Annotated in this window: 21 protein-coding genes; 13 read left to right on the top strand and 8 right to left on the bottom strand. The window is 73.5% G+C overall.

What is annotated here, in order from left to right:
• Positions 1–15 precede the first annotated feature (15 nt).
• On the top strand, positions 16–1,329 hold the full coding sequence (locus ACF0H8_RS14210; RefSeq protein WP_395289550.1) for an MFS transporter: 1,314 nt from the start codon (positions 16–18) through the stop codon (positions 1,327–1,329).
• A 446-nt stretch (positions 1,330–1,775) separates the two neighbouring features.
• Here the strand turns inward: ACF0H8_RS14210 and ACF0H8_RS14205 are convergent, their stop codons facing one another.
• Together ACF0H8_RS14205 and ACF0H8_RS14200 are read right to left on the bottom strand one after the other, a co-directional pair.
• Complete coding sequence (locus ACF0H8_RS14205) at positions 1,776–2,660, bottom strand: IS3 family transposase (RefSeq protein ID WP_395290894.1); 885 nt, start codon at positions 2,658–2,660, stop codon at positions 1,776–1,778.
• A 14-nt stretch (positions 2,661–2,674) separates the two neighbouring features.
• On the bottom strand, positions 2,675–2,968 hold the full coding sequence (locus ACF0H8_RS14200) for a transposase (RefSeq protein WP_395288084.1): 294 nt from the start codon (positions 2,966–2,968) through the stop codon (positions 2,675–2,677).
• 533 nt (positions 2,969–3,501) lie between these two features.
• Between ACF0H8_RS14200 and ACF0H8_RS14195 the strand changes: the two genes are divergently transcribed.
• Positions 3,502–3,879, top strand: coding sequence for a VOC family protein (locus ACF0H8_RS14195; RefSeq protein WP_395289549.1), 378 nt, complete (start codon positions 3,502–3,504; stop codon positions 3,877–3,879).
• Positions 3,880–4,037: 158 nt separating this feature from the next.
• On the opposite strand, the gene ACF0H8_RS14190 is transcribed toward ACF0H8_RS14195, so the two are convergent.
• Together ACF0H8_RS14190 and ACF0H8_RS14185 are read right to left on the bottom strand one after the other, a co-directional pair.
• Positions 4,038–5,447: an APC family permease gene (locus ACF0H8_RS14190; protein WP_395289548.1), complete on the bottom strand. Its 1,410-nt coding sequence runs from the start codon at positions 5,445–5,447 to the stop codon at positions 4,038–4,040.
• A gap of 321 nt (positions 5,448–5,768) precedes the next feature.
• Positions 5,769–6,506: a hypothetical protein gene (locus tag ACF0H8_RS14185; RefSeq protein WP_395289547.1), complete on the bottom strand. Its 738-nt coding sequence runs from the start codon at positions 6,504–6,506 to the stop codon at positions 5,769–5,771.
• Between the two features lie 463 nt (positions 6,507–6,969).
• Here ACF0H8_RS14185 and ACF0H8_RS14180 point away from each other — a divergent pair, with 463 nt between their 5' ends.
• The 5 genes from ACF0H8_RS14180 to ACF0H8_RS14160 all read left to right on the top strand — a co-directional run bounded on the left by ACF0H8_RS14180 (position 6,970) and on the right by ACF0H8_RS14160 (position 14,450).
• Positions 6,970–8,481 (top strand): xanthine dehydrogenase small subunit, encoded by a 1,512-nt coding sequence (locus ACF0H8_RS14180; RefSeq protein WP_395289546.1) that lies wholly within the window; start codon positions 6,970–6,972, stop codon positions 8,479–8,481.
• Entirely contained in the window at positions 8,478–10,964 is a 2,487-nt protein-coding gene (gene xdhB, locus ACF0H8_RS14175) for a xanthine dehydrogenase molybdopterin binding subunit (protein WP_395289545.1), read from the top strand. The genes ACF0H8_RS14180 and xdhB overlap by 4 nt, the downstream gene beginning before the upstream one ends.
• Position 10,965: 1 nt before the next feature.
• Positions 10,966–11,811, top strand: a complete 846-nt coding sequence (gene xdhC, locus ACF0H8_RS14170; protein WP_395289544.1) for a xanthine dehydrogenase accessory protein XdhC — start codon at positions 10,966–10,968, stop codon at positions 11,809–11,811.
• Positions 11,808–13,142 carry a guanine deaminase gene (gene guaD / locus ACF0H8_RS14165; RefSeq protein WP_395289543.1) on the top strand — a complete coding sequence of 445 codons (1,335 nt, stop codon included), beginning with the start codon at positions 11,808–11,810 and terminating at the stop codon, positions 13,140–13,142. The genes xdhC and guaD overlap by 4 nt, the downstream gene beginning before the upstream one ends.
• Positions 13,143–13,214: 72 nt before the next feature.
• A complete protein-coding gene (locus ACF0H8_RS14160; protein WP_395289542.1) occupies positions 13,215–14,450 on the top strand; it encodes a dipeptidase in 1,236 nt (411 codons plus the stop codon).
• Positions 14,451–14,529: 79 nt separating this feature from the next.
• On the opposite strand, the gene ACF0H8_RS14155 is transcribed toward ACF0H8_RS14160, so the two are convergent.
• The 4 genes from ACF0H8_RS14155 to ACF0H8_RS14140 all read right to left on the bottom strand — a co-directional run bounded on the left by ACF0H8_RS14155 (position 14,530) and on the right by ACF0H8_RS14140 (position 19,155).
• Complete coding sequence (locus ACF0H8_RS14155) at positions 14,530–15,444, bottom strand: sugar phosphate isomerase/epimerase family protein (protein ID WP_395289541.1); 915 nt, start codon at positions 15,442–15,444, stop codon at positions 14,530–14,532.
• 10 nt (positions 15,445–15,454) lie between these two features.
• Positions 15,455–16,663 (bottom strand): dihydrodipicolinate synthase family protein, encoded by a 1,209-nt coding sequence (locus tag ACF0H8_RS14150; protein ID WP_395289540.1) that lies wholly within the window; start codon positions 16,661–16,663, stop codon positions 15,455–15,457.
• The gene (locus ACF0H8_RS14145; protein WP_395289539.1) at positions 16,660–17,868 is read right to left on the bottom strand and encodes a Gfo/Idh/MocA family protein; all 1,209 of its coding nucleotides are present in this window, start codon (positions 17,866–17,868) and stop codon (positions 16,660–16,662) included. Before ACF0H8_RS14145 ends, ACF0H8_RS14150 begins: the two co-directional genes overlap by 4 nt.
• Positions 17,869–17,997: 129 nt before the next feature.
• Entirely contained in the window at positions 17,998–19,155 is a 1,158-nt protein-coding gene (locus tag ACF0H8_RS14140; protein WP_395289538.1) for a LacI family DNA-binding transcriptional regulator, read from the bottom strand.
• A 281-nt stretch (positions 19,156–19,436) separates the two neighbouring features.
• Here ACF0H8_RS14140 and ACF0H8_RS14135 point away from each other — a divergent pair, with 281 nt between their 5' ends.
• From ACF0H8_RS14135 to ACF0H8_RS14110, 6 genes are read left to right on the top strand one after another with little or no spacing between them, the layout of a single operon-like run.
• Entirely contained in the window at positions 19,437–20,678 is a 1,242-nt protein-coding gene (locus ACF0H8_RS14135; RefSeq protein WP_395289537.1) for an amino acid ABC transporter substrate-binding protein, read from the top strand.
• A gap of 4 nt (positions 20,679–20,682) precedes the next feature.
• A complete protein-coding gene (locus tag ACF0H8_RS14130; RefSeq protein WP_395289536.1) occupies positions 20,683–21,570 on the top strand; it encodes a branched-chain amino acid ABC transporter permease in 888 nt (295 codons plus the stop codon).
• Positions 21,554–22,657: a branched-chain amino acid ABC transporter permease gene (locus ACF0H8_RS14125; RefSeq protein WP_395289535.1), complete on the top strand. Its 1,104-nt coding sequence runs from the start codon at positions 21,554–21,556 to the stop codon at positions 22,655–22,657. The genes ACF0H8_RS14130 and ACF0H8_RS14125 overlap by 17 nt, the downstream gene beginning before the upstream one ends.
• The gene (locus ACF0H8_RS14120; protein ID WP_395289534.1) at positions 22,654–23,424 is read left to right on the top strand and encodes an ABC transporter ATP-binding protein; all 771 of its coding nucleotides are present in this window, start codon (positions 22,654–22,656) and stop codon (positions 23,422–23,424) included. The genes ACF0H8_RS14125 and ACF0H8_RS14120 overlap by 4 nt, the downstream gene beginning before the upstream one ends.
• The gene (locus ACF0H8_RS14115; protein WP_395289533.1) at positions 23,414–24,151 is read left to right on the top strand and encodes an ABC transporter ATP-binding protein; all 738 of its coding nucleotides are present in this window, start codon (positions 23,414–23,416) and stop codon (positions 24,149–24,151) included. The genes ACF0H8_RS14120 and ACF0H8_RS14115 overlap by 11 nt, the downstream gene beginning before the upstream one ends.
• Positions 24,152–24,199: 48 nt before the next feature.
• Positions 24,200–24,640 (top strand): hypothetical protein, encoded by a 441-nt coding sequence (locus ACF0H8_RS14110; RefSeq protein ID WP_395289532.1) that lies wholly within the window; start codon positions 24,200–24,202, stop codon positions 24,638–24,640.
• Positions 24,641–24,858: the final 218 nt, after the last annotated feature.

The following is a 24,858-nucleotide window of genomic DNA, read 5'->3' as shown; positions in this document are numbered from 1 at the left end:
CCTCAGGAGACAACGATGTCCACACCTTCCGCGCCGAGCGCCGGCAGCCGCCGGGGCCTGGTCGTCGTCGCGCTGGCGTTCTTCGCCATCGTGCTCGACGGCTACGACCTCATGATCTACGGCGCCATGGTGCCGGCCCTGCTGGAGCACCCCGACTGGGATCTGACGCCGACCGACGTGGGCCTCATCGGCAGCTACGCCACCTTCGGCATGCTCGTCGGCGCCCTGGGCGTGGGCGCGCTGACCGACATCTTCGGCCGCCGGAAGATCATCATCGCCAGCATCGTCTGGTTCAGCGCCGCCACCGCGGCGACCGCGCTGGCGCCCACGCCGGAGCTCTTCGGCCTGTTCCGGTTGATCGCGGGCATCGGCCTCGGCGGCGTCATGCCCACCGCGATCGCGCTGACGGTGGAGTATGCGCCGCGGGGCAAGCAGCAGTTCTACAACGCCATGATGTTCGTGGGGTACTCCTTCGGCGGCGTCTTCGCCGCCCTCGCCGCCCTCGCGCTCCTGCAGGACCACGGCTTCCGGGTCCTGCTGTGGATCGGCGCCGCGCCCGCGGTCGTCCTCGTGCCGCTCGTCTACCTGCTCCTGCCCGAGTCGATGAGCTTCCTCGCCGCGAAGGGGCGCGTGCGTGAGGCCGAGGAGCTGGCGCACCGCTACGGCGTCGAGCCGGAGACGAGCGCGCCCGCGGGCGAGCCGCGCGGCTCCCACGCCGTGCGCTTCCTGCTCCGGGCCGGAAACCGCGGGCCGCTCGTGCTGTTCTCGGTGGCGTCCTTCGCCGGGCTGCTGCTGGTCTACGGCCTGAACACCTGGCTCCCCCAGATCATGCGCAGCGCGGGCTACCCGCTGGGGTCCTCGATCAGCTTCCTGCTCGTGCTCAACCTCGGCGCGATCGTGGGGAGCGTCGGCGCCGCCGTGCTCGCTGACCGCGTCGGCTCGAAGGTGGCAGTGAGCCTGTGCTTCGTCGCCGCCGCGCTGACGCTGGTCTCGCTCAGCCTCCAGCCGCCGGCCGCGCTGCTCTACCTCTTCGTCGCGGTCGCGGGCCTCGGCTCGATCGGCACGCAGATCCTCGTCAACGGCTACGCCGCGGCGTACTTCCCGGCCCGGGTGCGGGGCACCGCCGTCGGGATCACGCTCGGCGTGGGCCGCGTCGGTGCGGTCGTCGCTCCGCTGATGGTGGGCCTGATCATGGAGTCCGACCTCGGCTTCGAGTGGAACTTCTACGCCTTCCTGCTCCCGGCCCTCGTCGGCCTGGCCATGATCGTGCTGGTCCCGCGCCGCGCCGCGGCGGCGGCCGAGCCGGAGCGGGTGGGCTCGCGCGCCTGAGAGCCGGCGTTGTTCGGCGAGAGAGGGCCGTGGCCGGGGCCCTCCAAGTGCTGAGTGGGTCGGGCTTTCGGGCATCGGCGAGCCGTCACGGGGCGCGTGGAGGACCCCGCGTAGACACCAGGCGCCCAGTCGCCCGATCGGCGCAGGCGCAGTGGGTTGGTGCGCCGAGGTAGGTGGGTTCGTGCCGCCGCGAGGGAAGTTCTGTGCGCCGAGGTGGCAATCCCCTGGAACCGTGGAGACCTGATTAGTGGGCGTCCTGTCCGCGTCCTGGCTCGCGGGCGGGGTCGCAGAGGCTCCGGGGTCAAGGGCGGCCGGAGGCCGTCGCGCAGCGATCGCGCAGCGACCCTTGAGGCCGGAGGGGCGGCACCGCCACCCTGGGCCGCGCGGGCGGTGCGCCGGATGAGATCGGGCGGCGCAGCCGCCTCCGCCTGCTTGTGCGGTGCGGTTCATGCCGCGAGCTTGTCCCGGTGGCCCTGGCCGGTGGCGAGGGAGCGTTCGTACTCGACGGGGCTGAGCATGGCGTCGGTGGAGTGCCGGCGGGTGGTGTTGTACTCATCGATCCATCCGGCGGTCACGCGGCGCGCCTGCTCGCGGGTGGCGAAGTGGTGCCGGCGCAGCAGCTCGAACTCGACGGTGCTGTTGAAGCTCTCGCTGACCGCGTTGTCCAGCGCGGAGCCGGTGCGGCCCATCGACTGGGTCACGCCGGCGCTGCGGCAGGCCCGGGCGAAGATCTCCCCGGTGTACTCCCCGCCCTGGTCGGAGTGGAAGACCACGCCGGCCACGGACCCGCCGCGGCTCGCGATCGCCACGCACAGGGCCGCCCGGGCCAGCGGGGCGTCGTGGTGGGCGTCCATCGCGAAGCCGACGCAGCGGCGCGAGTGCAGGTCCAGCACCGCGGCGAGGTAGAACCTGCCCTCGTCGGTGGGCAGCTCGGTCAGGTCCCCGCACCAGCGCTGATCGGGTATCGGCGGCGGGGCGAAGTCGCGGCCCAGGGCGTCGGGGGCCTTGCGGGCGCGCCGGTCGGCCCGCGTGGTGCCGCGGCGTCGGCGCTTGGGCCGGGCGGCCAGGTGCTGCTCGGCCATCAGCGCCGCGACGGTGTTCACCGAGACCCGCCAGCCGGCCGCACGCAGGTCCGCGGTGATCCGCGGGGAGCCGTAGGTGCCGTGGTGCCGGGCGAAGAGATAGGCGACCTGGGCGGCCAGCGCCGCCCGGCGCTTACGCCGCACCGAGACCTCCCCGCCGACCCACTTGTAGAACCAGGCCGGGGAGACCCCCAGGGCGCGGCAGGACACCGCGTACGGGACGTGGTGCACTGCCCTCTGGGCGGCGATGAAGGCAGCCAGGCTCAGTGCCCCATCGCTTCCTTGACCCAGAGGGCGACCGAGCGCTTGAGCACATCACGCTCCATCGCCAGCTCGGCGTTCTCCTTGCGCAGCCGGCGCAGCTCGGCGCGCTCGCTCTCCTCCAGCGTGCCGTCCCCGCCCTCGCGCGCCCGCCGGTCGAGCTCGACCCAGTTCCCCAGCGTGCCGTCGTTGATGCCCAGCTCCCGTGCGACCTGCGCGATCGGCTTGCCGGTCTCCCGGACGATCCGCACCGCGCCCTCCTTGAACTCCCGGTCGAACCTCCGCCGCGTCTCCATCGCCGTTCCTCCTTGGGGGCGATGCCTCCACGATAAGAGGGGAAGCCCACGAGGTAGTGGGTTCGTGCGCCGAGGTAGTGGATTCATGCCGCGACGCAGTGGCTTGGTTTGAGGCGTTGAGGCAGTGGGTTTGGGCAGCGAGACAGGGATTCTGAGTCGAGCCAGCGGGGAGATCCCCACTGGCTCGACTTGACCCCGCTGGCTCGACTTGACCCCGCTGGCTCGACTTGACCCCGCTGGCTCGAGTTGACCCCGCTGGCTCGACTTGACCCCGCTGGCTCGAGTTGACCCCGCTGGCTCGAGTTGACCCCGCTGGCTCGAGTTGACCCCGCTGGCTCGACTCGAACCCACTGTTTCGCCACTTAGCGCCCTGCGCGTAACTCCAGTGGCGGGAGGCCCACGACGCGCGCCGGACCCGGACCGGTGCGGAAGCTGTCGGTACGGGTGCCGCGACGTCTGGCCGGATGGCGGAGCACCTTCCGGACCCGCCTCCATGAGCGCACACTTGGACCGCCGCCGGGAGGGAGTGAACGTTGGCCGTCCTGCTGAACCACACCATCGTCCACGCGCGCGACCGGCACGCCTCGGCGGAGTTCCTCGCGGAGATCCTCGCGCTGCCCCGGCCGACCACCTACGGGCCCTTCACCATCGTTCGGGTGGCCAACGACGTCTCCCTGGACTTTGCCGAGGCCCCGGGTGAGATTCAGGCCCAGCACTACGCGTTCCTGGTCAGCGAGGAGGACTTCGACGCGATCCTGGGCAGGATCGTCGCGCGCGGGCTGACCTACTGGGCGGACCCGTACCATCGCCGCCCCGGCGAGATCAATACCAACGACGGCGGGCGGGGCCTGTACTGGTGCGACCCCGACGGGCACAACCTGGAGATCATCACGCGCCCTTACGGGGGCTGAGGGACGCGCCGCCCCTCGCTTGGGGCACTTTTGCGGGCGTTCGCAGTCGGTCAGGCCGGCCCAGACGTCGCCGGCGGCGGCGGCGAAGGAGCGCGTGAGCACCAGGTCGCGGCCCCGATCGGTGACGGTCAGCCACCCGGTGGGCGTCGGCGTGGCCGTCAGCCCACCGGCTCGCCCTGGTCCGGCGGGATGGGCCGGTGCGCGGCCTCGCCCCGGCTGCGGTGCCACAGCATGGTCAGCACCCACAGGACCACGCCGAGGGCGAGCATGCCGCCGGCGATCTGGTACTCGATGGGGTCCTGGGCCCACGGACCCACGAGATAGGCGCAGGTCAGGGCGCCGAGGAACGGCGTGACGGTCGGTGCACGGAAGTGCTCGTGGTCCATCGGCCGGCGGCGCAGCACGATGCAGGCGATGTTGACGACGGTGAACACGCCCAGCAGCAGCAGCGCCGTGGTGCCGCCCAGGGCGGCGACCGTCTCCGCCCCCATGACGTTGGTGACGGTGTAGATGAGGGCCATGGCGATGAGCGTCGTGAAGATGATCGACGTCCACGGCGAGCGCCGGTGCGGCAGCACCCGGCCGAGCACCGGTGGAAGCACCTCGTGGGTGGCCATCCCGTACAGCAGCCGGCTGGCCATCATCATGTTGATCAGCGCGGTGTTGGCGACGGCGAACATGGACAGGAACGGGTAGACCACGTCGACGGGCACCCCGGGGGCGCCGGTGCGGACCACCTCCAGCAGCGGCGTCGCGCTCTCCGACAGCTCACCGACCGGGACGACGGCCACGGCGGTGATCGACACCAGGACGTAGATGAACGCCGTGATGCCCAGGCCGGTCAGCATCACGCGGGGGAACGTGCCGATGGGATCCTTGGTCTCCTCCGCCATGTTGACCGAGTCCTCGAACCCGACCATCGAAAAGAACGCCAGGGCCGTGGCGGAGGTCAGCGCGAGGAACACGCTCTTGTCCTCGGACGTCTCGAACACCATGGCGCGGCCGAGGTCGACGTTGCCCTGCGACATCGCGAAGAACCCGATGAGGATGACGATGAGCAGCCCGGCGAGCTCCACGAGCGCGAGCACCACGTTGAACTTCAGGCTCTCCGAGACGCCCCGGAGGTTGATCAGCGCCAGTAGCACCACGAATGTCATGGCGATGGCGGTGACGGCGCCCTGGCCCCGGTCCAGCCCGAACCCCACGATGAAGTTCTCCGCCAGAAACTTCGACGCCGTCGACGCCGAGGTGATGCCCGAGCTGAGCACCGCGAAGGTGACCAGAAAGGTGACGATGTGGATGCCGAACGCCTTGTGCGTGTACAGCGCGGCGCCGGCGGCCTGGGGGTACTTGGTGACGAGCTCGAGGTAGGAGAACGCGGTGAGCGTCGCGACGACGAACGCCAGCACGATGGCGGCCCACCCCGCGCCGCCCACCTCGCCGGCGACGGCGCCCGTGAGGGCGTAGACGCCCGTGCCGAGGATGTCGCCGACGACGAACAGCAACAGCAGCGTCGGGCCGATGACCCGCTTCAGGCCCGGCTGCGTGACGGCCACGGAACCGGTCATGACCTCAGCCCCTCCGGTGCGCGGACGATGCCTTTGCACGGGACTGTGATCGCGGTCGCGGCGCCGCGCAAGCGGACGCCCGAGCACGCGCGGCACCTCGCGTGGGGGCGTCCCCGTTTGGATGACCGGCGAGCTTGGTGGGGGGTGCGCGCTGAGGGAGGGACCGGAGGTTCTCGGTGCACCGCCCGCCGGAAGGCACCCTGACGTCGGAATTTTCCGGCGAGGTAGTGCCTAGTTCGGCACTACCTCGCCGGAAACCCGTGACCTCGCGCTCCGAGCTGGCTGTCCGGGGTCACCCGGGGCGGGAGGCGCGCCTTCCGATCAGGCCGAGAGGTACGACGTCACCACCGTGCCGGTCGTACCGGTGCCGTCGTCGGACCCGGTGGTGGTGCCGTCGTCGGACCCGGTGGTGGTGCCGTCGTCGGACCCGGTGGTGGTGCCGTCGTCGGACCCGGTGGTGGTGTCGTCGTCGGACCCGTCGGGCGGGGTGCCCCGCCCGTGCATCCCGTGGTGCCTGCCACCGGCGGGCAGCCCCTGCTCGACCGCGGTGGTGATCCGGTTCTCCAGGCCCGCCTTCCGCTCGTCGGCCTGCTCCTGCGTGAGGCCGCCGTCGGCCACCGCCGCGTCCAGGCGGTCGGTCGCGGCCTGGACGAGCGCGTCGACGAGCGCGGCGACGTCGACGCCCTGCGCCTCGGCGACGTCGGCGAGGGTGCCGCCCGCCTCGAGCTGGGAGCGCAGGTCCTCGGCGCTCAGCCCCAGGGCGTCGGCCGCCGCGTCCAGGTCGAGGCCCCCGCCGTGCACGCCGGGCCCGCCGTACGGGCCCAGCGCCTCCGAGTCGTTCAGCGTCTCGGCCACCGCGTCCGCCTGGTCCTCGGTGAGCGTGCCGCCGTCGACCAGCTCCGTGAGCGCGTCCCGGATCCGTTCGAGCCGATCGGCGAGGAGGGACTGGCCGGTCCCGGCCGCGTCCTCGGAGGCGGTCTCGGCGCTCGCGGGCAGGGTGAGCCCGATGCCGGTCAGGGCCAGAGCCGTGGCCGCCGCGAGGCTGGTGATCTTGCGCATGGCTGCTCCGTTCGTCGTCCGGGTGCGGCAGCCCGGGGTTCGTCCGCACCCCGAGCCTGTCGGCGCCACCTGCAGGGACGCTGGGCTCTACCTGCGAGTTCGCCCGGGCGGCTCAGCTCGCGGCCGGGCTGATCTCGCCGCCGCGCGGCCCCGTTTCAGGGGAGTGCAGCAGCTCGCCTCCGGGCCGACGGGCCAGCAGCCGGGCCGACGGGCCAGCAGCCGGGCCGACGGGCCAGGGGGCAGAGCCCGGAACCTGACCCATTAACCAAAGACCCCTTCCGCATCGGGGACTTCGGTCCGGCCGCGGAGTATGTTGTGCGTCACAACGTTGTGCAGCACACGGCGCTGTTGTTCGCATGGATAACCAGCCGCGCCGGGGCGTATGAGCTCCAACCATGCACTCTTGAGCGGCCTTGCCCGTCCGGGCACCGACGACCGGCGGGCCGGAGCACGAGGGAGCGTCGTGGAGCAACGGATCGAGGCCACGGTCAACGGCAAGGTGCTGACGGGCGCCGGCGCCGGGCCGCACACGAGCCTGCTGGACTGGCTGCGAGGCCACGGCCTGACCGGGGCCAAGGAAGGGTGCGCGGAGGGGGAGTGCGGCGCGTGCGCCGTGCTGGTCGCGCGCCCCGACGGCGACGGGCGGTCGCGGTGGACGGCGGTGAACGCCTGCCTCCCGCCCGCCCTGGCGTTCGACGGCCAGGAGATCGTCACCGCCGAGGGCCTCGGCACCGCCCCTGGCGCGGGTGCCGTCGAGGACCTCCACCCGGTCCAGCGCGAGATGGCCTCCCGCGGCGGCTCCCAGTGCGGGTACTGCACCCCCGGCTTCGTGTGCGCGATGGCCGCCGAGTACTACCGCCCGGAGCGCGCCGCCGCGCCGGCCGACCCACCGGAGACCGGGACTGCCGTCTCCGGGCCCGAGCACGCCGCCGACCACGAGACCGGGCCGAACGGCTTCGACCTGCACGCCCTGAGCGGCAACCTGTGCCGCTGCACGGGCTACCGCCCCATCCGCGACGCCGCCTACGCCCTGGGCGTCCCCGCAGGGGCCGACCCGCTGGCCCGCCGCCAGGAGCGCCCGGCGCCGGCCGCCCGCCGCACCGCCGCCGTCGCGGACGGCGCGGAGTTCGCCCGCCCGGTGACCCTCCAGGAGCTGTTCGACCGGCTCGCGGAGCACCCGGACGCCGTGCTCCTCGCGGGGGCCACGGACGCGGGCGTCGAGCGCAACATCCGGCACGCCCGCCCACCGCTCGCCCTGGCCGTCGATCGGCTGGCGCCGCTGCGCGGGCTGGAGACGGGTCCCGGGCGGGTCGAGATCGGCGCGGCCCTGACCTTCTCGGAGATCGAGCGCGCGCTGGCCGGCCGCGTCCCGCTCCTCGACGAGCTCTTCCCGCAGTTCGCCTCCCGCCTCATCCGCAACGCCGCGACCCTCGGCGGCAACCTCGGCACCGCCTCGCCCATCGGCGACGCCGCCCCCGTCCTGCTGGCCCTGGACGCCGCGGTCGTGCTCGCCTCGCGGGACGGCGAGCGGGAGGTCCCGCTCTCGGAGTACTTCACCGGCTACCGCCGGACGGTGCGCCGGGCCGGCGAGATCATCCGCGCGGTGCGCATCCCGCTGCCGCTGGCCGGGACGACGGCGTTCCACAAGATCGCCAAGCGGCGTTTCGACGACATCTCGAGCGTCGCCGTCGCCTTCGCCCTCCAGATCGACGACGGACGGGTGACCTCGGCCCGGATCGGCCTGGGCGGCGTCGCCGCCACCCCCATCCGCGCCCGTGCCACCGAGGCGGAGCTGCTCGGCCGGCCGTGGGTCCGCGAGACAGCCCTCGCCGCCGCGGCGGCGCTGGCCCGCGAGGGCACCCCGCTGGACGACCACCGGGCCAGCGCCCGCTACCGCACGGCCATGCTCGAGCAGTCGGCGCTGCGGTTCTACGAGGGGACGCAGCCCTCCGAGGTCCTGGAGGCGGCCCGGTGAGCGCGCTCGCCGACCGGCCCGTGAACCCGGTCGTGGGCGTGGCGGTCGCCCACGAGAGCGCCGCGCTGCACGTCACGGGGACCGCCCTGTACACCGACGACCTCCTCGGCCGCGCGCCCGGCGTGCTGCACGCCTGGCCGGTGCAGGCGCCGCACGCGCACGCCCGGATCACCGCCCTGCGCACCGCGCCGGCGCTGGCCGTGCCCGGGGTCGTGCGCGTCCTCACGGCCGCGGACGTGCCCGGGGTCAACGACGCGGGCGTCAAGAACGACGAGCCGCTCTTCCCCGGCGAGGTGATGTACCACGGGCACGCGGTGTGCTGGGTGCTCGGGGAGACCCTCGAGGCGGCGCGGCTGGGAGCGGAGGCGGTCGAGGTCGACTACGAGCCGCTGCCCGCGGTGCTCACCCTCGCGGAGGCGATCGCGGCGGAGAGCTTCCAGGGCGCCGCGCGCACCGTCGCCCGCGGCGACGCCGCCGCGGCGCTGGCCCGGGCCCCGCACCGCTTCTCGGGCGAGCTGGAGATCGGCGGGCAGGAGCACTTCTACCTGGAGACGCACGCCTCGCTGGCGCACGTGGACGAGAGCGGACAGGTCTTCGTCCAGTCCAGCACCCAGCACCCGTCCGAGACCCAGGAGATCGTCGCGCACGTGCTGGGCCTGCACAGCCACGAGGTGACCGTGCAGTGCCTGCGGATGGGCGGGGGCTTCGGCGGCAAGGAGATGCAGCCGCACGGCCTCGCCGCCGTCGCCGCGCTGGGCGCGGTGCTCACGGGCCGGCCGGTGCGGCTGCGGCTGAACCGCACGCAGGACATCACCATGACCGGCAAGCGCCATCCGTTCCACGCGTCCTGGGAGGTGGGGTTCGACGACGCCGGCCGGCTCCTGGCCCTTCGGGCCACCCTCACCAGCGACGGCGGGTGGAGCCTGGACCTGTCCGAGCCGGTCCTGGCCCGGGCGCTGTGTCACGTCGACAACGCCTACCACGTCCCGCACATCGAGGTCCACGGCCGCATCGCCAGGACCCACAAGACCTCCCAGACGGCGTTCCGCGGCTTCGGCGGCCCGCAGGGCATGCTCGTGCTGGAGGACATCCTGGGCCGCTGCGCCCCGCTGCTCGGCGTCGACCCGACCGAGCTGCGCCGCCGGAACCTCTACGCGCCCGGCCAGAGCACGCCCTACGGCCAGGTCGTCCGGCACGCGGAGCGGCTGCACGCCATCTGGGACGAGGTGCTGCGCCGGTCCGACTTCGAGCGGCGCCGCCGTCAGGTCGCCGAGTTCAACGCCGCGCACCCGCACCTCAAGCGGGGCCTGGCCCTGACGCCTGTGAAGTTCGGCATCTCCTTCAACTTCACCGCGTTCAACCAGGCCGGGGCGCTCGTCCACGTCTACAGGGACGGCTCCGTGCTCATCAACCACGGCGGCACCGAGATGGGCCAGGGCCTGCACACCAAGATGCGCCAGGTCGCCGCCACCGCCCTCGGCGTGCCGCTGCAGCACGTCCGGCTGGCGCCCACACGGACGGACAAGGTGCCCAACACCTCCGCGACGGCGGCCAGCTCGGGCGCGGACCTCAACGGCGGGGCCGTGAAGAACGCCTGCGACCAGATCCGCGCGCGCCTGGCCGAGGTCGCCTCCCGCAAGCTCGGCATCCACCCGGCCGACGTGCGCTTCGCCGACGGCAAGGTCACCGGCCTCGGCTTCCACGACGCGGTCATCGACTTCGCCGACCTGGTGCGGGCCGCCTACGCCGAGCGGGTGCAGCTGTGGGCGGCGGGGTACTACCGCACCGAGGGGCTGCACTGGGACAGCACACGCATGCAGGGCGAGCCGTTCAAGTACTTCTCCTACGGGGCGGCGGTCTCGGAGGTGGAGGTGGACGGCTTCACCGGGGCCTACCGGTTCGTGCGCACCGACATCGTCCACGACGTCGGCGACTCGCTCTCCCCGCTCATCGACCTGGGGCAGATCGAGGGCGGGTTCGTCCAGGGCACCGGCTGGCTGACCCTGGAGGAGCTGCGCTGGGACCTCTCCGACGGCCCGAACCGCGGCCGGCTGGCCACCCAGGCCGCCAGCACCTACAAGCTGCCCAGCTTCTCCGAGATGCCCGAGGAGTTCCACGTCCACCTGTTCGAGCGGGCCACCGAGTCCGGCGTCGTCTACGGCTCGAAGGCGGTCGGCGAGCCGCCGCTCATGCTCGCGTTCAGCATCCGCGAGGCGCTGCGGCAGGCCGCCGCCGCGTTCGGACCGGCGGGCCGTTCCGTCGAGCTGGCCAGCCCGGCGACCCCCGAGGCCGTGTACTGGGCGGTGGAGGCGGCGCGGCGCGCACCGGTGCCCGCCACCGACGGCCTGGCCGGACCGGGCGCCACCCGTGACCGGGCCGCCGCCGGCGCCTCCGCCAACGCGGCCACGGGCGGCGGCGCCCCCTCCGCCGCGGCCACGGGCGGCGCCCTGGGCGGTGCCGCGGCGGACCGGGGATCGAGCTGACGTGGACTGGCTCGGGGCGGTCCAGCTGCTGCGCGCCGAGGGGCGGCCCGGCGTCCTCGTCACCCTCACCCGCGTGCGCGGTCACGCGCCCCGCGAGGCGGGGGCGAAGATGGTCGTGACCGCCGACGCCACGTGGGACAGCATCGGCGGCGGCAACCTCGAGGCGACGGCGGTGGACCGCGCCCGCGCGATGCTGGCCGCCGGCGTGAGAGAGCCGGAGTGGCTCGAGACGGCCCTCAACGAGCACGCCGACAACCGGCACGGCCGCCAGTGCTGCGGCGGGGAGGTCTCGGTCCTGCTCGAGCCGCTGCGCGCCCGGCCCACGGTCGCCGTCTTCGGCGTCGGGCACGTGGGGCAGGAGCTCGGCCGGATCCTCTCCCGCCTGCCCGTGGACCTGCACCTGGTGGACAGCCGGGCCGAGCAGCTCGACGCCGCGCGCCTGGCCGACCTCGACGGCGGCCGCGCCACGGTCCACCTGCACCACGCCCCGGCGCCGGAGGTGGTGCTGCGCGGGCTCGCCCCCGGCGCGCACGTGCTCGTCATGACCCACGACCACGCCGAGGACCTCGTGCTCTGCGACGCGGCCCTGCGCCGGGACGACCTCGGCTCGGTCGGCCTCATCGGCTCGAGAGCCAAGTGGGCGCGGTTCCGGAAGCGGCTGCGCGAGGCCGGGCACGCCGACGCCGCCGTGGACCGCATCTCCTGCCCCATCGGGCTGCCCGGGATCGGGGGCAAGGAACCGGCCGCCATCGCGGTCAGCGTGGCCGCCGCGCTGCTGCAGGCCTTCGAGGGAGCCCCCGTCCCTAGCAGCCGGGCCCGCAGCGCGACCGCCGGGGCCCGCCGATGACCCTCTACCGCGCCACGGTCCTCGACACCTCCGGCGACCTCCTCGCGCCGGCCCGGCTCGTCGCCGAGGAGGACTGCGGCCTTCTCGTGCGCGACGGCGTCGTCGCGGCGCGCACCGGCTTCGCCACCGCCCGCGCCGCCCACCCCGCCGAGGAGGTCGTGGACCTGCGCGACGGGATCCTGCTCCCGGGGTTCGTGGACACCCACGCGCACTTCCCGCAGGTACGGGTCATCGGCGGGCTCGGCATGCCCCTGCTCGACTGGCTGCGCGAGTGCGCCCTCCCCGAGGAGGCCCGCCTGGCCGACCCCGCCTACGCGCACGCCGTGGCCCGCGACTTCCTCGACGGCCTCGTCCGCGCCGGCACGACGACGGCGCTGGTGTTCGGCTCGCACTTCCCCCTGGCGGTCGACGCGCTGTTCACACAGGCCCAGGCGGTCGGCCTGCGCATCACCGCCGGGCTCGTGGTCAGCGACCGCATCCTGCGCGAGGAGCTGCTGACCACCCCGGAGGAGGCCGTCGTCCACGGCCGGGCGCTGATCGGCCGCTGGCACGGCCGGGGGCGGCTGCGCTACGCCGTCACGCCGCGGTTCTCCCTGTCCGCCTCGGAGCCGATGCTGGAGGCCTGCGCCGAGCTGCTCGCGGCCGGCGACGACATCTGGTTCACCTCCCACCTCAACGAGAGCACCGCCGAGATCGCCGAGGTGCGCCGGCTCTTCCCCGGCGCCCGGGACTACCTCGACACCTACGACCGGCACGGCCTCGTCACCTCGCGCTCCGTCTTCGCCCACGACGTCCACCCGACCCCCGCCGAGCTGACGGTGCTCGGCGCAGCGCGCGCCGGGGTCGCGCACTGCCCCTCGTCGAACTCCGCGCTGGGCTCCGGTCTCTTCCCGCTGAGTGCCCACCACGACGCCGGCGTCCGGGTGGGCCTGGGCTCCGACGTCGGGGCCGGCACGGGGTTCTCGATGCTCAAGGAGGGGCTGCACGCCTACTTCGTCCAGCAGCTCCTCGGGGACGGCGGAGCCCTGCTCACCGCCGCGGACCTGCTCCACCTGGCCACCCGGTCGGGGGCCCAGGCCCTCGGCCTCGCCGACCGGGTCGGGGACCTCGGCGCGGGGAAGGAGTTCGACGCCGTGCGGGTCAGGCCCCACCCCGGCAGCACCCTCGACGTCGCCCTGCGCCACGCCAAGGACGCCACCGATGCCCTGGCCAAGATCTTCACCCTCGGGACGCCGGCCGACATCGACGCCGTCTGGGTGGCCGGCCGGCCGGTCCCCGGGCCCGCCCCGGCGGCGCCGGACCACTCCCTGACGCCGCTCGGAGCCCCCTGAACGACCACCCGGCACCCGGGCCGCCGGGTCTTGCGCCGGTGCACGGCCGCGGCGGGCGGAAGGATGGGGCGCATGGTCTCCACCGCCGCGCTCGTCGACGCGGTTCTCGCGACCACGCCGCTGGTCGACGGGCACAACGACCTCGCCTACGCCCTGCGGACCACCGCCGGGTACGCCGTCGACGGCCTGGACGGGCCCCGGCCGGCGCTGCACACCGACATCCCGCGGCTGCGCGCCGGCCGGGTGGGCGCCCAGTTCTGGTCGGTCTTCGTGCCGGCAACCCGCACGGGCGCGGAGGCGGTGCTCGGCACGCTCGAGCAGGTCGACGCCGTGCACCGGCTCATCGCCGCCTATCCGGGCACGTTCGCCCTCGCTTGCACGGCCGACGACGTGCTGTCCGCCTTCCACGCCGGGCGCATCGCCTCCCTGCTCGGCGCCGAGGGCGGCCACTCGATCGGCGGCTCGCTCGGCGTGCTGCGGGTGCTGGCGCGGCTCGGCGTGCGGTACATGACGCTGACCCACAACGACAACGTCGCCTGGGCGGACTCGGCCACCGACGTGCCGGCGGTCGGCGGGCTCAGCGACACCGGCCGCGCGGTCGTGGCGGAGATGAACCGCGTCGGGATGCTGGTCGACCTCTCCCACACCGCCGAGACCACCCAGCACGCCGCCCTGGACGTCGCCCGGGCGCCGGTGATCTTCTCGCACTCCTCCTGCCGGGCGGTGTGCGACCACCCCCGCAACGTCTCCGACGCCGTGCTGGCGCGGCTCGCCGGCAACGGCGGGGTGCTGCAGGTGACGTTCGTGCCGACGTTCCTCTCGCCGGCGTACGCCCGCTGGCAGGAGGAGGCGCGGCTCGCGCTCGGCGAGCCCGGGTGGCACTGGCCGCGCGCGCCGCACCCGGGGGAGGACCCGGCCGCGACCGCCGCCGAGAACGCCGACGAGGATCCGGAGCGCGCCTGGCGCCGGCGGCTGGCCGCCTGGGAGGCGGAGCATCCGCGTCCGCGGGTGCTCATCGACGACGTCGTCGCCCACGTCGAGCACGCCCGGGAGGTCGCCGGTCTCGCCCACATCGGGCTGGGCGGGGACTACGACGGCGTCGACCGCCTGCCCGAGGGGCTCGAGGACGTCTCGGGCTATCCCCGCCTGCTGGCGGCGCTCGCGGAACGGGGCTGGGCGGCCTCGGAGCTCGCGGCGCTGGTGGGCGGGAACGTGCTGCGGGTGCTGCGCGACGCCGACGACGCGGCGGCCGTGACCATGTGGCCGGCGACCCGGGCGTCGTCAGGACGGGGGAACGGCCTGCCGTGATCAGGCCGGGCGAGGCTCCCGGAGTTGTTCCCGCAAATGCGCCCGGTCGTTCTGGTGGAGATTTCGGGAGGCGCGCCCCTCAGAGGGACGGCTGCACCAGCTCCGCGTAGCGCGCCGCCACGGTGGCGACCACCTCGTCCCCTGGGGTGTCCCAGATCTCCTGGTTGAAGATCTCCACCTCGACGTCCCCGGTGTAGCCCGTCTCGCTCACCCACGCGGTGATGGTGGGGAAGTCGATGTAGCCGTCGCCCATGTAGCCGCGCGAGAGCAACGGGTCGGCGGCCAGCGGCAAGATCCAGTCGCACACCTGGTACGACGCCAGCCGCCCCTGGGCGCCCGCCCGGGCCACCTGGGCGGCCAGCGCCGGGTCCCACCACACGTGGTAGGTGTCGACCACGACGCCGACCGTCTCCGGCGGGAAGGGCTCGGCCAGGTCCAGGCACTGGCCCAGCGTGGAGAGCACCGCGCGGTCGGCGGCGAAGATGGGGTGGAGGGCCTCGAGCACCAGGCGCACGCCGTGCTCGGCGGCGAAGGGCACCAGCTCGCCGACGCGGTCCGCCACCCGCCCGCGCGCGGCCACGAGGTCCTTGTCCCCGGCGCGCCGCGCCGGCCCGCCGGGGGCGGTGGCGGCAGGCAGCCCGCCGACGACCATGATGAGCTCGCGGGTGCCCAGGGTGGCGGCCTCGACGATGGCCGCCTTGTTGTCCTCGACGGCGGCACGCTTCCCGTCGTCGTCAGCGGCCGTCAGGAACCCGCCGCGGCAGAGCGAGGAGACCCGCAGCCCCGCCTCGCGCACGAGCCGGGCGGAGCGCTGCAGGCCGGCCTCGGCAACCCGGTCGCGCCACAGGCCGAGCGCCGGGAGGCCGGCCCGCGCCGCGCCCTCGACGGCCTGCTGGAGCGTCCACGCCTTCGTGGTGGCGGTGTTCAGCGACAGCCGGGAGAGGTCCGGGACGCCGCCGGCGGCCCGCGTGGTCGTGGCGTCGGTGGAAGTCATGGTGACCCTCTCAACTCACGCCGGCGACGGCGAGGAAGTGGGACATGCGGCGGGCGGCGAGCTCGGGGTCGAGCAGCAGCCCCGCCGCGTCGGCCAGCTCGAACAGCGTGACCAGGTGGGGCACGGAGCGGCCGGAGTGGAGCCCGCCGACCATCTGGAAACCGGGCTGGTGGCAGTTGAGCCAGGCGAGAAACGCGACGCCGGTCTTGTAGTAGTACGTCGGCGGCGCGAAGACGTGACGGCCGAGCGCCTGCGTCGAGGCGAGGATCGCGTGGGCCGCGGCGCGGTCGCCGCCGTCGAGGGCCTGGAGCGCGGTCGACGCCGCCGGGCCGATCGCGGCGAAGATGCCCAGGAGTGCGTCGGAGTGGCCCGCATCGTCGCCGACGACCAGGTCGGGGTAGTTGTAGTCGTCACCGGTGTACATCCGCACGCCGCCGGGCAGCTGCGCGCGAAGCCAGATCTCGAAGTCGGCGTCGAGCAGCGAGACCTTGATGCCGTCGACCTTGGCCGCGTGCCGCCGGAGCAGCTCGAGGACGGTTGCGGCGGCGGCGTGCGGGTCGGCGGCCCCCCAGTAGCCGGCAAGGGCGGGGTCGAACGACTCGCCCAGCCAGTGCAGGATCACCGGCTCGCCTGACTCCGCCAGCAGTGAGTCGTAGACGGTGAGGTAGTCCTCGGGGCCGCGGGCGGTGGCGGCCAGCGCGCGGGACGCCATGAGGATGGGCCGCGCCCCGGCGCCCGTCACGGTGGCGAGCTGCTCGCGGTAGGCGTCCGTGACGGTGGCCAGCGCGGCACCGTGGTCACCCGCGGCCAGGGCGGCGACGGCGGGGCCGTCGAGGTGGTCGGTGCCGGCGCCGCAGGCGATCGCCCCGCCCGCCGCGCGCGCCTCGGCGCTGGAGCGGCGGATGAGCTCGGCGGCCGCCGGCCAGTCCAGGCCCATCCCTCGCTGGGCGGTGTCCATGGCCTCGGCCACGCCCAGGCCGTAGGACCACAGGTGGTGGCGGAAGGCCAGGGTGGCGTCCCAGTCCAGCTCCGCGGGCCGCCCGGGAGTGTTGTCCGCCGTCGCGCGCGGCACGACGTGCGCGGCGGCGTACGCGGTGCGCGCGGCCAGCGCGGCGGAGGGCCGGGTCCACGCGCCGGGCGCGCCGAGGCGGTGGGGGACGAGCGTGCCGTCCGGCCGGGGCAGCGCGACCGACGGGGAGGTCGCCGGTGCCGCGCTCACCGGGCGCGCTCCGCGACGGGGGCGGAGGCGCCGGCGCCGGCGCCGAGCGTGATCGGCGGCACCGCCACGCGGCGGCCCTCGGCCGACGAGCGCACTCCCAGCTCGGCCAGCTGCACGCCCCGGGCGGCCGAGAGCAGGCCGAAGCGGTGCTGGCGGCCGGCGACGACGTCGCGCAGGAACTCCTCCCACTGCAGCTTGAAGCCGTTGTCGAGGTCGGCGTTCGCCGGGACCTCGAGCCACTGGTCGCGGAACGCCTCGGTGACCGGCAGGTCGGGGTTCCACACCGGCTTCGGGGTGTGGGCGCGCTGCTGGGCGACGCACCGGCGCAGGCCGGCGACAGCAGAGCCGTGCGTGCCGTCCACCTGGAACTCGACGAGCTCGTCACGGTGGACGCGCACCGTCCACGACGAGTTGATCTGCGCGATGACCGCGTCGCCGGCGGGCGTGGTGAGCTCGAAGATCCCGTACGCGGCGTCGTCGGCCGTGGCGACGTAGGGCCGGCCCTGCTCGTCCCAGCGGGTCGGGATGTGCGTCACCGCCTTGGCCGTGACCGCGTCCACCGTGCCGATGATGCCCTCGAGCACGTAGTTCCAGTGACAGAACATGTCGGTGGTGATGCCCCCGCCGTCCTCCTTGCGGTAGTTCCACGAGGGCCGCTGGGCGGCCTGGCTGTCGCCCTCGAAGACCCAGTAGCCGAACTCCCCGCGCAGGGAGAGGATCCGGCCGAAGAAGCCCTCGTCCACCAGGCGGCGGAGCTTGACCAGGCCGGGCAGGTAGAGCTTGTCGTGCACCACGCCCGCGGTGACGCCGGTCTCCTCACCCAGACGGGCGAGCGCCACGGCCTCCTCCGTGGTCTCCGCGGTCGGCTTCTCGGTGTAGACGTGCTTGCCGGCCCGCATCGCCGCGGTGAGCGCGGCCACGCGCCGGGAGGTGACCTGAGCGTCGAAGTAGATGTCGACGCCGGGGTCGGCGATCACCGCGTCGGCGTCCGTGCTCCACTCCTGGATGCCGTGCTGCTCGGCGAGCTCGCGCAGCTTGGCCTCGTTCCGGCCCAGCAGGATGGGCTCGACCTGGACCCGCGAGCCATCAGGCAGCTCGACGCCGCCGGCTTCGCGGATGGGCAGGATCGAGCGCACCAGGTGCTGGCGGTAGCCCATCCGGCCGGTCACGCCGTTCATCGCGATGCGCAGGGTGCGTGTGGTCATGTGCTCTCTCCGTCGAGGCAGTCGGTGGTGCGGTACCCAGTGGGGAATGCGCTTTCCGGGAAGTTAGGCGCATCGACGGCCGGTGTCAAGAGTCCGGGCGGAGCGTGGGCCGGCTCTCGCAGCGGCAGGTCAGCCCGGCGCGGGTCCGGGCGTCGAAGCGCGCAGGACCACCTCGCCCGGGACGGTGATCTCCCTGGCGCCCACGGCCGGCGGCTCGAGTGCCAGGGCGGTGACCTGGCGACCCGTCTCCCGCAGCGGGATGCGGACGGTGGTGAGCGGGGGCGTGACGTCACGGAGCGTGCTGATGTCGTCGAAGCCGGCGAGCCCGAGCTGCCCCGGGATGTCCACGCCGACCTCCCGTGCGGCGGTCATCGCACCCAGGGCCATGACATCGGTGACGGCGAAGACCACCTCGGTGGCGACGTCCCGGCTGAGCAGCTCGCGCATGGCGGCGTGACCGCCGTCGCGCGTGAAAGCGCTCGGCACGATCGCGGTGGACGGCACTTCGGCCCCGCGCTCGGCGAGGGCACCGACGAAGCCCGTGACGCGCTCGCGCGCCGTGAGGTTGTCGAGCGGGCCCGCGAGCACGGCGAAGCGCCGGTACCCGAGCCCGTGCAGCGCCCGGGCCAGAGCCGCGGCGCCGCCGGTGTTGTCGACGTGCACGGTGTCGACGCCGAGAATCGGCTGGCTGACCATGGCGACGGTGCCGCCGCGCGCCCGGTAGGCGTCGAGCGCCTCCCGGAGGCGGCGGTTCGCCTCCTCGTCGTCGCGCCGGGCGCCGATGAGGATGATCGCCCGGTCGCGCTGGTTCTGCAGGGTGCGCACGTAGTCGAGCTCGCGCGCGGCGTCATGGTTGGTGTTGGCCAGCGTGACGACCATGCCCGCCTCCTCGGCGGCCTCCGTCACCCCGGCCGCGATGGCGGAAAAGTAGGGGTCAGCGATGTCATGCACGATCAGCCCGATGGTGGCGGTCTGCCCGCGCGCCATGGCCTGGGCGTTGGCGTCGGGTGAGTAGCCCAGGCGATCCGCGGCGGCATGCACCCGTTGGCGCAGCTCCTCGCCCACCGCTCGGTTCGAGCTGCCGTTGATGGCGCGGGAGGCGGTCGCCAGCGAGACGCCGGCCTCGCGGGCGACGTCCGACAGCGTGACAGACCCGCGGGCGGCGGGGCGCCGGGAACGCGAGCGCCCGGGGCTGCGTCCGCCAGCGGCGGTCTGGCTGGATGTGACACCGTCGGGTCGTTCGGGCGCCTCGGTCGGCACGGCGCCGTCGCGCTCGGCCGAGCTCATGGCCGCGCCCCCGCGTGGAGGCACGGGAAGCGTCGTCGTGCCCGGCTCTGACGGACGGGGTCAATCATGGCGGCTCCCGATCGGTTGTTCCGGCGCACGCCCTGACAAGGCGGCGGCGCCGTCCCTTCGGGCTACGCGCCGGACTGTAGGCAGAACCTAGCAGTAAGCGCTATCCCGGCGCGCACGACGTTGGTCCTCGTTACCCCTTGTGTGCCGAGGCGCCATGCCCCTACGCTGCGGAAAGCGCTTTCGCAGCGCCCCTTCTGAACGAGGAGGCTCGGATGTCGACAAGGACGTTGACCAGGATCGTCGCCCTGGCCACAGGCTCGGCCCTCACGCTGGCCGCCTGCGGTGGCGGCGCAGGCGACGGCGGTGACGCCGGCGGGAACGGTGGCGGAGGCGAGGAGGACCCGATCGTCATCGGCGTCTCGCTGCCGCTCACCGGCGACTTCGCGGAGCCCGGCAAGGGCGTGCAGCGCGGGTACGAGACGTGGGCGAAGGTCGTCAACGACGGCGGTGGGCTCCTCGGGCGCCCGGTGGAGCTGAAGATCCTCGACGACGCCTCCGACGCGGGCCGCGTGGTCTCGGACTACGAGTCGCTGATCGCCCAGGACCAGGTCGACCTGCTGTTCGGGCCGTTCTCCACCCGGCTCGTCGTACCCGCGTCCCGCGTGGCCTCCGAGTACGGGATGCTGTTCGTCGAGCCGGCGGCCGCGGCCGCCGAGGTGTTCGAGAGCGGCTTCGAGAACATCTTCTACGCGGCGCCCGCCATCGCGCCCGACCACTACGACTACCTGGTCGAGCACATCGCGGCCATGCCCGAGGACCAGCGCCCGAAGACGGCCGCCGTCGCCGCCATGGACGACCCCTTTGCGCAGGGCACGGCGTACGGCCTGCGCGACGGGCTCGCCGAGCTCGGCGTGGAGATCGTCGTCGACGAGGTCTACCCGCCCAACGCGACTGACTTCAGCGCCGTCGCCGCACAGATCGCCGACGCAAACGCCGACATCATGATCGGCGGCACCCAGTACCAGGACGCCGTGAACCTGATCCTGGCGCTGCGGCAGCTGAACTACCAGCCGCGCATGGCGGCCTTCACGACGGCGCCGACCAACCCCGAGTTCGTCGAGGCCATCGGCGGCGCCGTCGACGGCATCATCTCCCCGACCGGCTACGCGGTGGACGCGCCGTACCCCACCAACGAGGAGTTCGTCGCCGCCAACATCGAGCTGCACGGCACGCCCCCGGGCGAGGACGAGGCCAACGCCTACACCACCGGCCAGGTCGTGGCCGCCGCGGTCGAGGCCGTCGGGTGCGCCGAGCAGGGCGACTGCCAGCAGCAGCTCATCGACTGGCTCCACGAGAACGAGGTCGACACCGTCGTCGGTACCCTCGGCTGGGACGAGGCGGGCCGGCCCAACGGCGCCCACCTGATCCAGCAGTACATCAACGGCGAGATCACGATCGTGCTGCCCGAGGACGTCGCCGAGGCCGAGCTCGTCCACCCCAAGCCGGAGTGGTGAGTCCGTGGTCTCGGGGACTCTGCTCTTCCAGAGCCTGATCCTCGGCGTCCTGCTGGGAGGGCTCTACGCCCTCCTGGCAGCGGGGCTGACCCTGTACTTCGGGATCATGCGCGTGGTGATGCTGGCCCACTCGGCCTTCATCATCCTCTCGGCCTACGTCGCCTGGCGGTTCGCGACGCTCACCGACCTGGACCCGATGCTGTCGCTCATCGGCACGGTGCCGCTGTTCTTCGCCATCGGGTACCTCATGCAGCGCATCCTGCTGTCCAGGCTCCGGCCGGCCACCATGACGATGATGTCGGTGCTCCTCACCTTCGCGATCGCCCTGGTCATCGAGGGGCTGCTGGGTCTGGCGTTCACGGGCACGCAGCGGCGGATCAACCTGCCCTACGGTGCCTCGAGCGTGGAGTTCCTCGGCGCTCAGATCCCGGTGGTGCAGATCATCTCCTTCGCCCTCGCCGCGGTGAGCCTGGCGAGCCTGTACCTGATCCTGAAGAAGACGCGGTTCGGCCGCGCCCTGCGCGCGACCATCCAGCACCGCGAGGCCGCGCAGCTGGTCGGGATAGACACCGGCCGGACGGCCGGCTTCGGGTTCGGCCTGGGGCTCGCCACGGCCGCTGTGGGCGGCGCCGCGCTGTCGCTCCAGGCGACGATCTACCCCTCGTTGCACTGGCACTGGATCGGCCCGCTGATGGCGATCATCGTGGTCGGCGGGCTGGGGAGCATCCCTGGTGCAGCCATCGCGGCCCTGCTGCTCGGCGTCCTGCGGGTGCTGCTCGAGATCCCGGTCGGGCCCACCTGGGCGCAGACCATCTTCTACCTGGCTCTGTTCGCCACCCTGATGGTCAGGCCCGAGGGATTCTTCGGAGGTCGCCTTGCCCAGCGTTTCTGAGACCCGCCCGCGCACCCGCCGGTCGCTCGCCATGGGCGGCGGCGGCACCAGCCGGCGCCGCGACGCGATCACCATCGCCGTCGTCGTGGCGGTGCTGGCGGTCTGGCCGTTCCTCGCGCCCAACCCCTACATGCTCAGTGCCGGCATCGTCGTCCTGAACTACGCGGTCTTCGCGACCGGGTGGAACGTCATGGGCGGCTTCACCGGCTACATCTCGCTCGGTCACACCGCCTTCTTCGGGCTCGGCGCCTATGGCACGGCGCTGCTCGTCATCGACGCCGGGCTGCCCAGCTTCGTCGCGCTGGTCGTCGCCGCGGCCGGCACCGCGCTCCTCGCCCTGCCCGTCGGCTTCGCGGCCCTGCGCGTGCGGGGCGCCTCGTTCGTCATCGTGACGATCGCCCTGGTGCTCGTGCTGCAGCTGGTGTTCCAGAGCTGGCACACCGTCACGGGCGGCTCGGACGGGCTCGTGGTGCCGCGGCCGTTCCCCGACCTGCTGCGCCCGCAGCACCATCAGGTCTTCTACTTCATCTTCCTCGGCCTGCTCGCGCTCACCCTGCTGACGTGGGCGCTGATCGACCGGTCACGCTTCGGGGCGGGGCTGAAGGCCGTGCGCGAGGACGAGGACAAGGCCGAGTCGCTCGGCATCCCCACCGGCTCGCTGAAGCTGGTCGGGTTCGTCGTGTCCGCGGTGCTGGTCGCCCTGGCCGGCGGGCTGTACGGGCTGTGGTTCGGCGACCTGGACCCGATCTTCCAGTTCGACGTCGTCCTCAGCTCCCAGATCGTGCTCATGGCGCTCCTCGGCGGTACCCGGTTCCTGTTCGGCCCGCTCATCGGCGCGGTCGTGGTCGGGGTGGCGCTGGAGTACTTCGTCCTGAACTACGGCGAGACGCAGTTCCACCTCGTCGCCACGGGCCTGCTGCTCGCCGCGGTGGTCATGTTCCTGCCCGACGGTGTCCTCACCGGTGCCCAGCAGCTGCTCAACAGGTTCCGGCCCCAGGCCATCTCGATCCGCGAGCTGTCGGCCGAGGAGCTCCGGGCCCAGCAGGACCGCCGCGCCCAGCGAGACCGGAAGGAGTCCCGCCGATGAGCGTGGCCGAGGAGACGCGCGAGAGCGCCCCCACCACCACCGTGCTCCGTACCGAGGGCCTGACGAAGTCCTTCGGCGGAGTCCGCGCCGTCGACGGCGCCACCGTGACGTTCCTCGACGGCAAGATCAACGGCCTGATCGGGCCCAACGGCTCGGGCAAGACCACGTTCTTCAACTGCGTGACCGGCATGATCCGGCCGGACTCCGGGAAGGTCTACCTGCACGGCCAGGACGTGACCCGGTGGGCGCCCCACCGGATCGCCCGCGCCGGGCTGGGACGCAGCTTCCAGCTGTGCCGCACCTTCCCGCGCATGACCGTGCTCGAGAACATGCTGGTCGCCGTCCAGCCGCACTCGCTGGGGGAGTACCTCGGCGGGAGCAGGTCGCCGCAGACGGTGCAGCGGGCGCGGGAGATGCTCGCGCGGGTAGGCATCGAGCACCTCGAGAGCTCCGAGGCCCGCGACATCTCCTACGGCCAGCAGAAGCTCCTCGAGCTCGGCTCGACCCTCATGCCCGACCCGCCGTTCGTCATGCTGGACGAGCCCGCCGGCGGGGTGAACCCCTCGTTGATCGAACGCATCGCCGTCCTCATCCGCGAGCTCAACGAGGAGGGCAAGACCTTCCTCATCGTCGAGCACAACATGGACCTAATCATGAGGCTGTGCGACCACATCGTCGTGTTCGACCGGGGCACCCCCATCGCGACCGGCACCCCGGACGTGATCCAGTCCGACCCCCGAGTGCTGGAGGCCTACCTTGGCGTCTGACGTGATCCTCGAGCTGCGCGACGTCGAGGCCGGGTACGGCAAGGCCGCCCTGGTGCTGCGCGGGCTGTCGGTCAGCGTGCCCCGCGGCACCGTGGTCTGCCTGGTCGGGCCGAACGGGGCCGGCAAGTCCACCGTCCTGAAGGTGGCCAGCGGCCTGCTCAAGCCGCGGGCCGGGGCCATCCTGCTCGGAGGGGAGGACGTCACCGGCCGGGGCCCCCAGGCGCTGCTGCGCGAGGGCCTCTCCCACGTGCTGCAGGGGCACAGCGTCTTCCCGGAGATGACGGTCGAGGAGAACGTCATGCTCGGCGGGTACACCGTCCGCGACCAGTCCTCGCTCGCCGAGCGGGCTGAGTTCGTGAGGAGCGTGTTCCCGGTGGTCGCGGAGAAGTGGTCGACAGTGGCGGGACTGCTGTCGGGCGGGCAGCAGAAGCAGGTGGAGTTCGCCCGGGCGCTGATGGTGACCCCCGACGTCGTGCTGCTCGACGAGCCGTCGATGGGGCTGGACCCCAAGCGCACGACGACTGTGTTCGAGCAGGTCGCCCGCATGCGCGACGCCGGGGTCGCGGTGCTGCTCGTCGAGCAGAACGCGCGCCGGGCGCTGGAGATGGCCGACATCGGTTGCGTGCTAGATCTCGGCCGGGTCTTCGCCACCGGACCGGCCCGCGAGCTGCTCGCCGACCCGAAGCTCAGCGACCTCTACCTCGGCGGGCGCCCCGCGACGGCCTGAGCCGCGCGGACGTTGGCGCCCCCGCGCCGGGCCGGCCAGGCTGCTGCCATGGCTGACCTCCCCGCGGCGGCGCGGGACCGCGTGCGCGCCATGACGCTGTGGCTCGTGGCGGGGATCGTGCTCGTCCTGGTGGGGGTGGGGATCTACGCGGTGCTGGTCGGCTTCGACCGCGTCCGCTCGGCCCCCGTCGAGGCCGTGGCCGTCGCTGGCCACGATCTCGTCGTCCGGTACGTCGGCGGGGCGCCCGGGTGCGGCGACCCGCACCACCTCGAGGTCGACGAGGACGACGACGCCGTCGTCGTCTCGGCCTTCACCGTCGCCCGGCACGGCACCCGGTGGGGCTTTGCCTGCGCCCGGCATGACGTGCGCATGTACGGGACGGTGCGGCTGGCGGCGCCGCTGGGGGAGCGGCCGGTGCGGGACGGCGCGCGTCCGGACACGGAGGTCCCGGTCGTGGGCGGCGTCGAGGAGCTGGTGGGCGGCGGCTGAGCGCGTGGGCGCGTCCGCCGTGGGCCGCACGACCCCGGCGTGCCCCCAGTTCAGGGGGCTGTCGGCGGGCGACATGGCGCCTGCGGTGGACGCCGTTCGCACGGGCTCGGCCGGCCTGTGGGCCGGAACGGCAGGTGATCGTGAGCGACCGGGATCAACGCAACGGCATCGAGCGGACGCCCGACCGCGACGCCCTGCTCGTCGCGCAGTCGAACCAG

The sequence above is a fragment of the Georgenia sp. AZ-5 genome (assembly GCF_043952095.1).
GTDB lineage: Bacteria > Actinomycetota > Actinomycetes > Actinomycetales > Actinomycetaceae > Georgenia.
The sequence above is the reverse complement of the archived record's forward strand: the minus strand, read 5'-3'. Positions and strand labels throughout refer to the sequence as shown.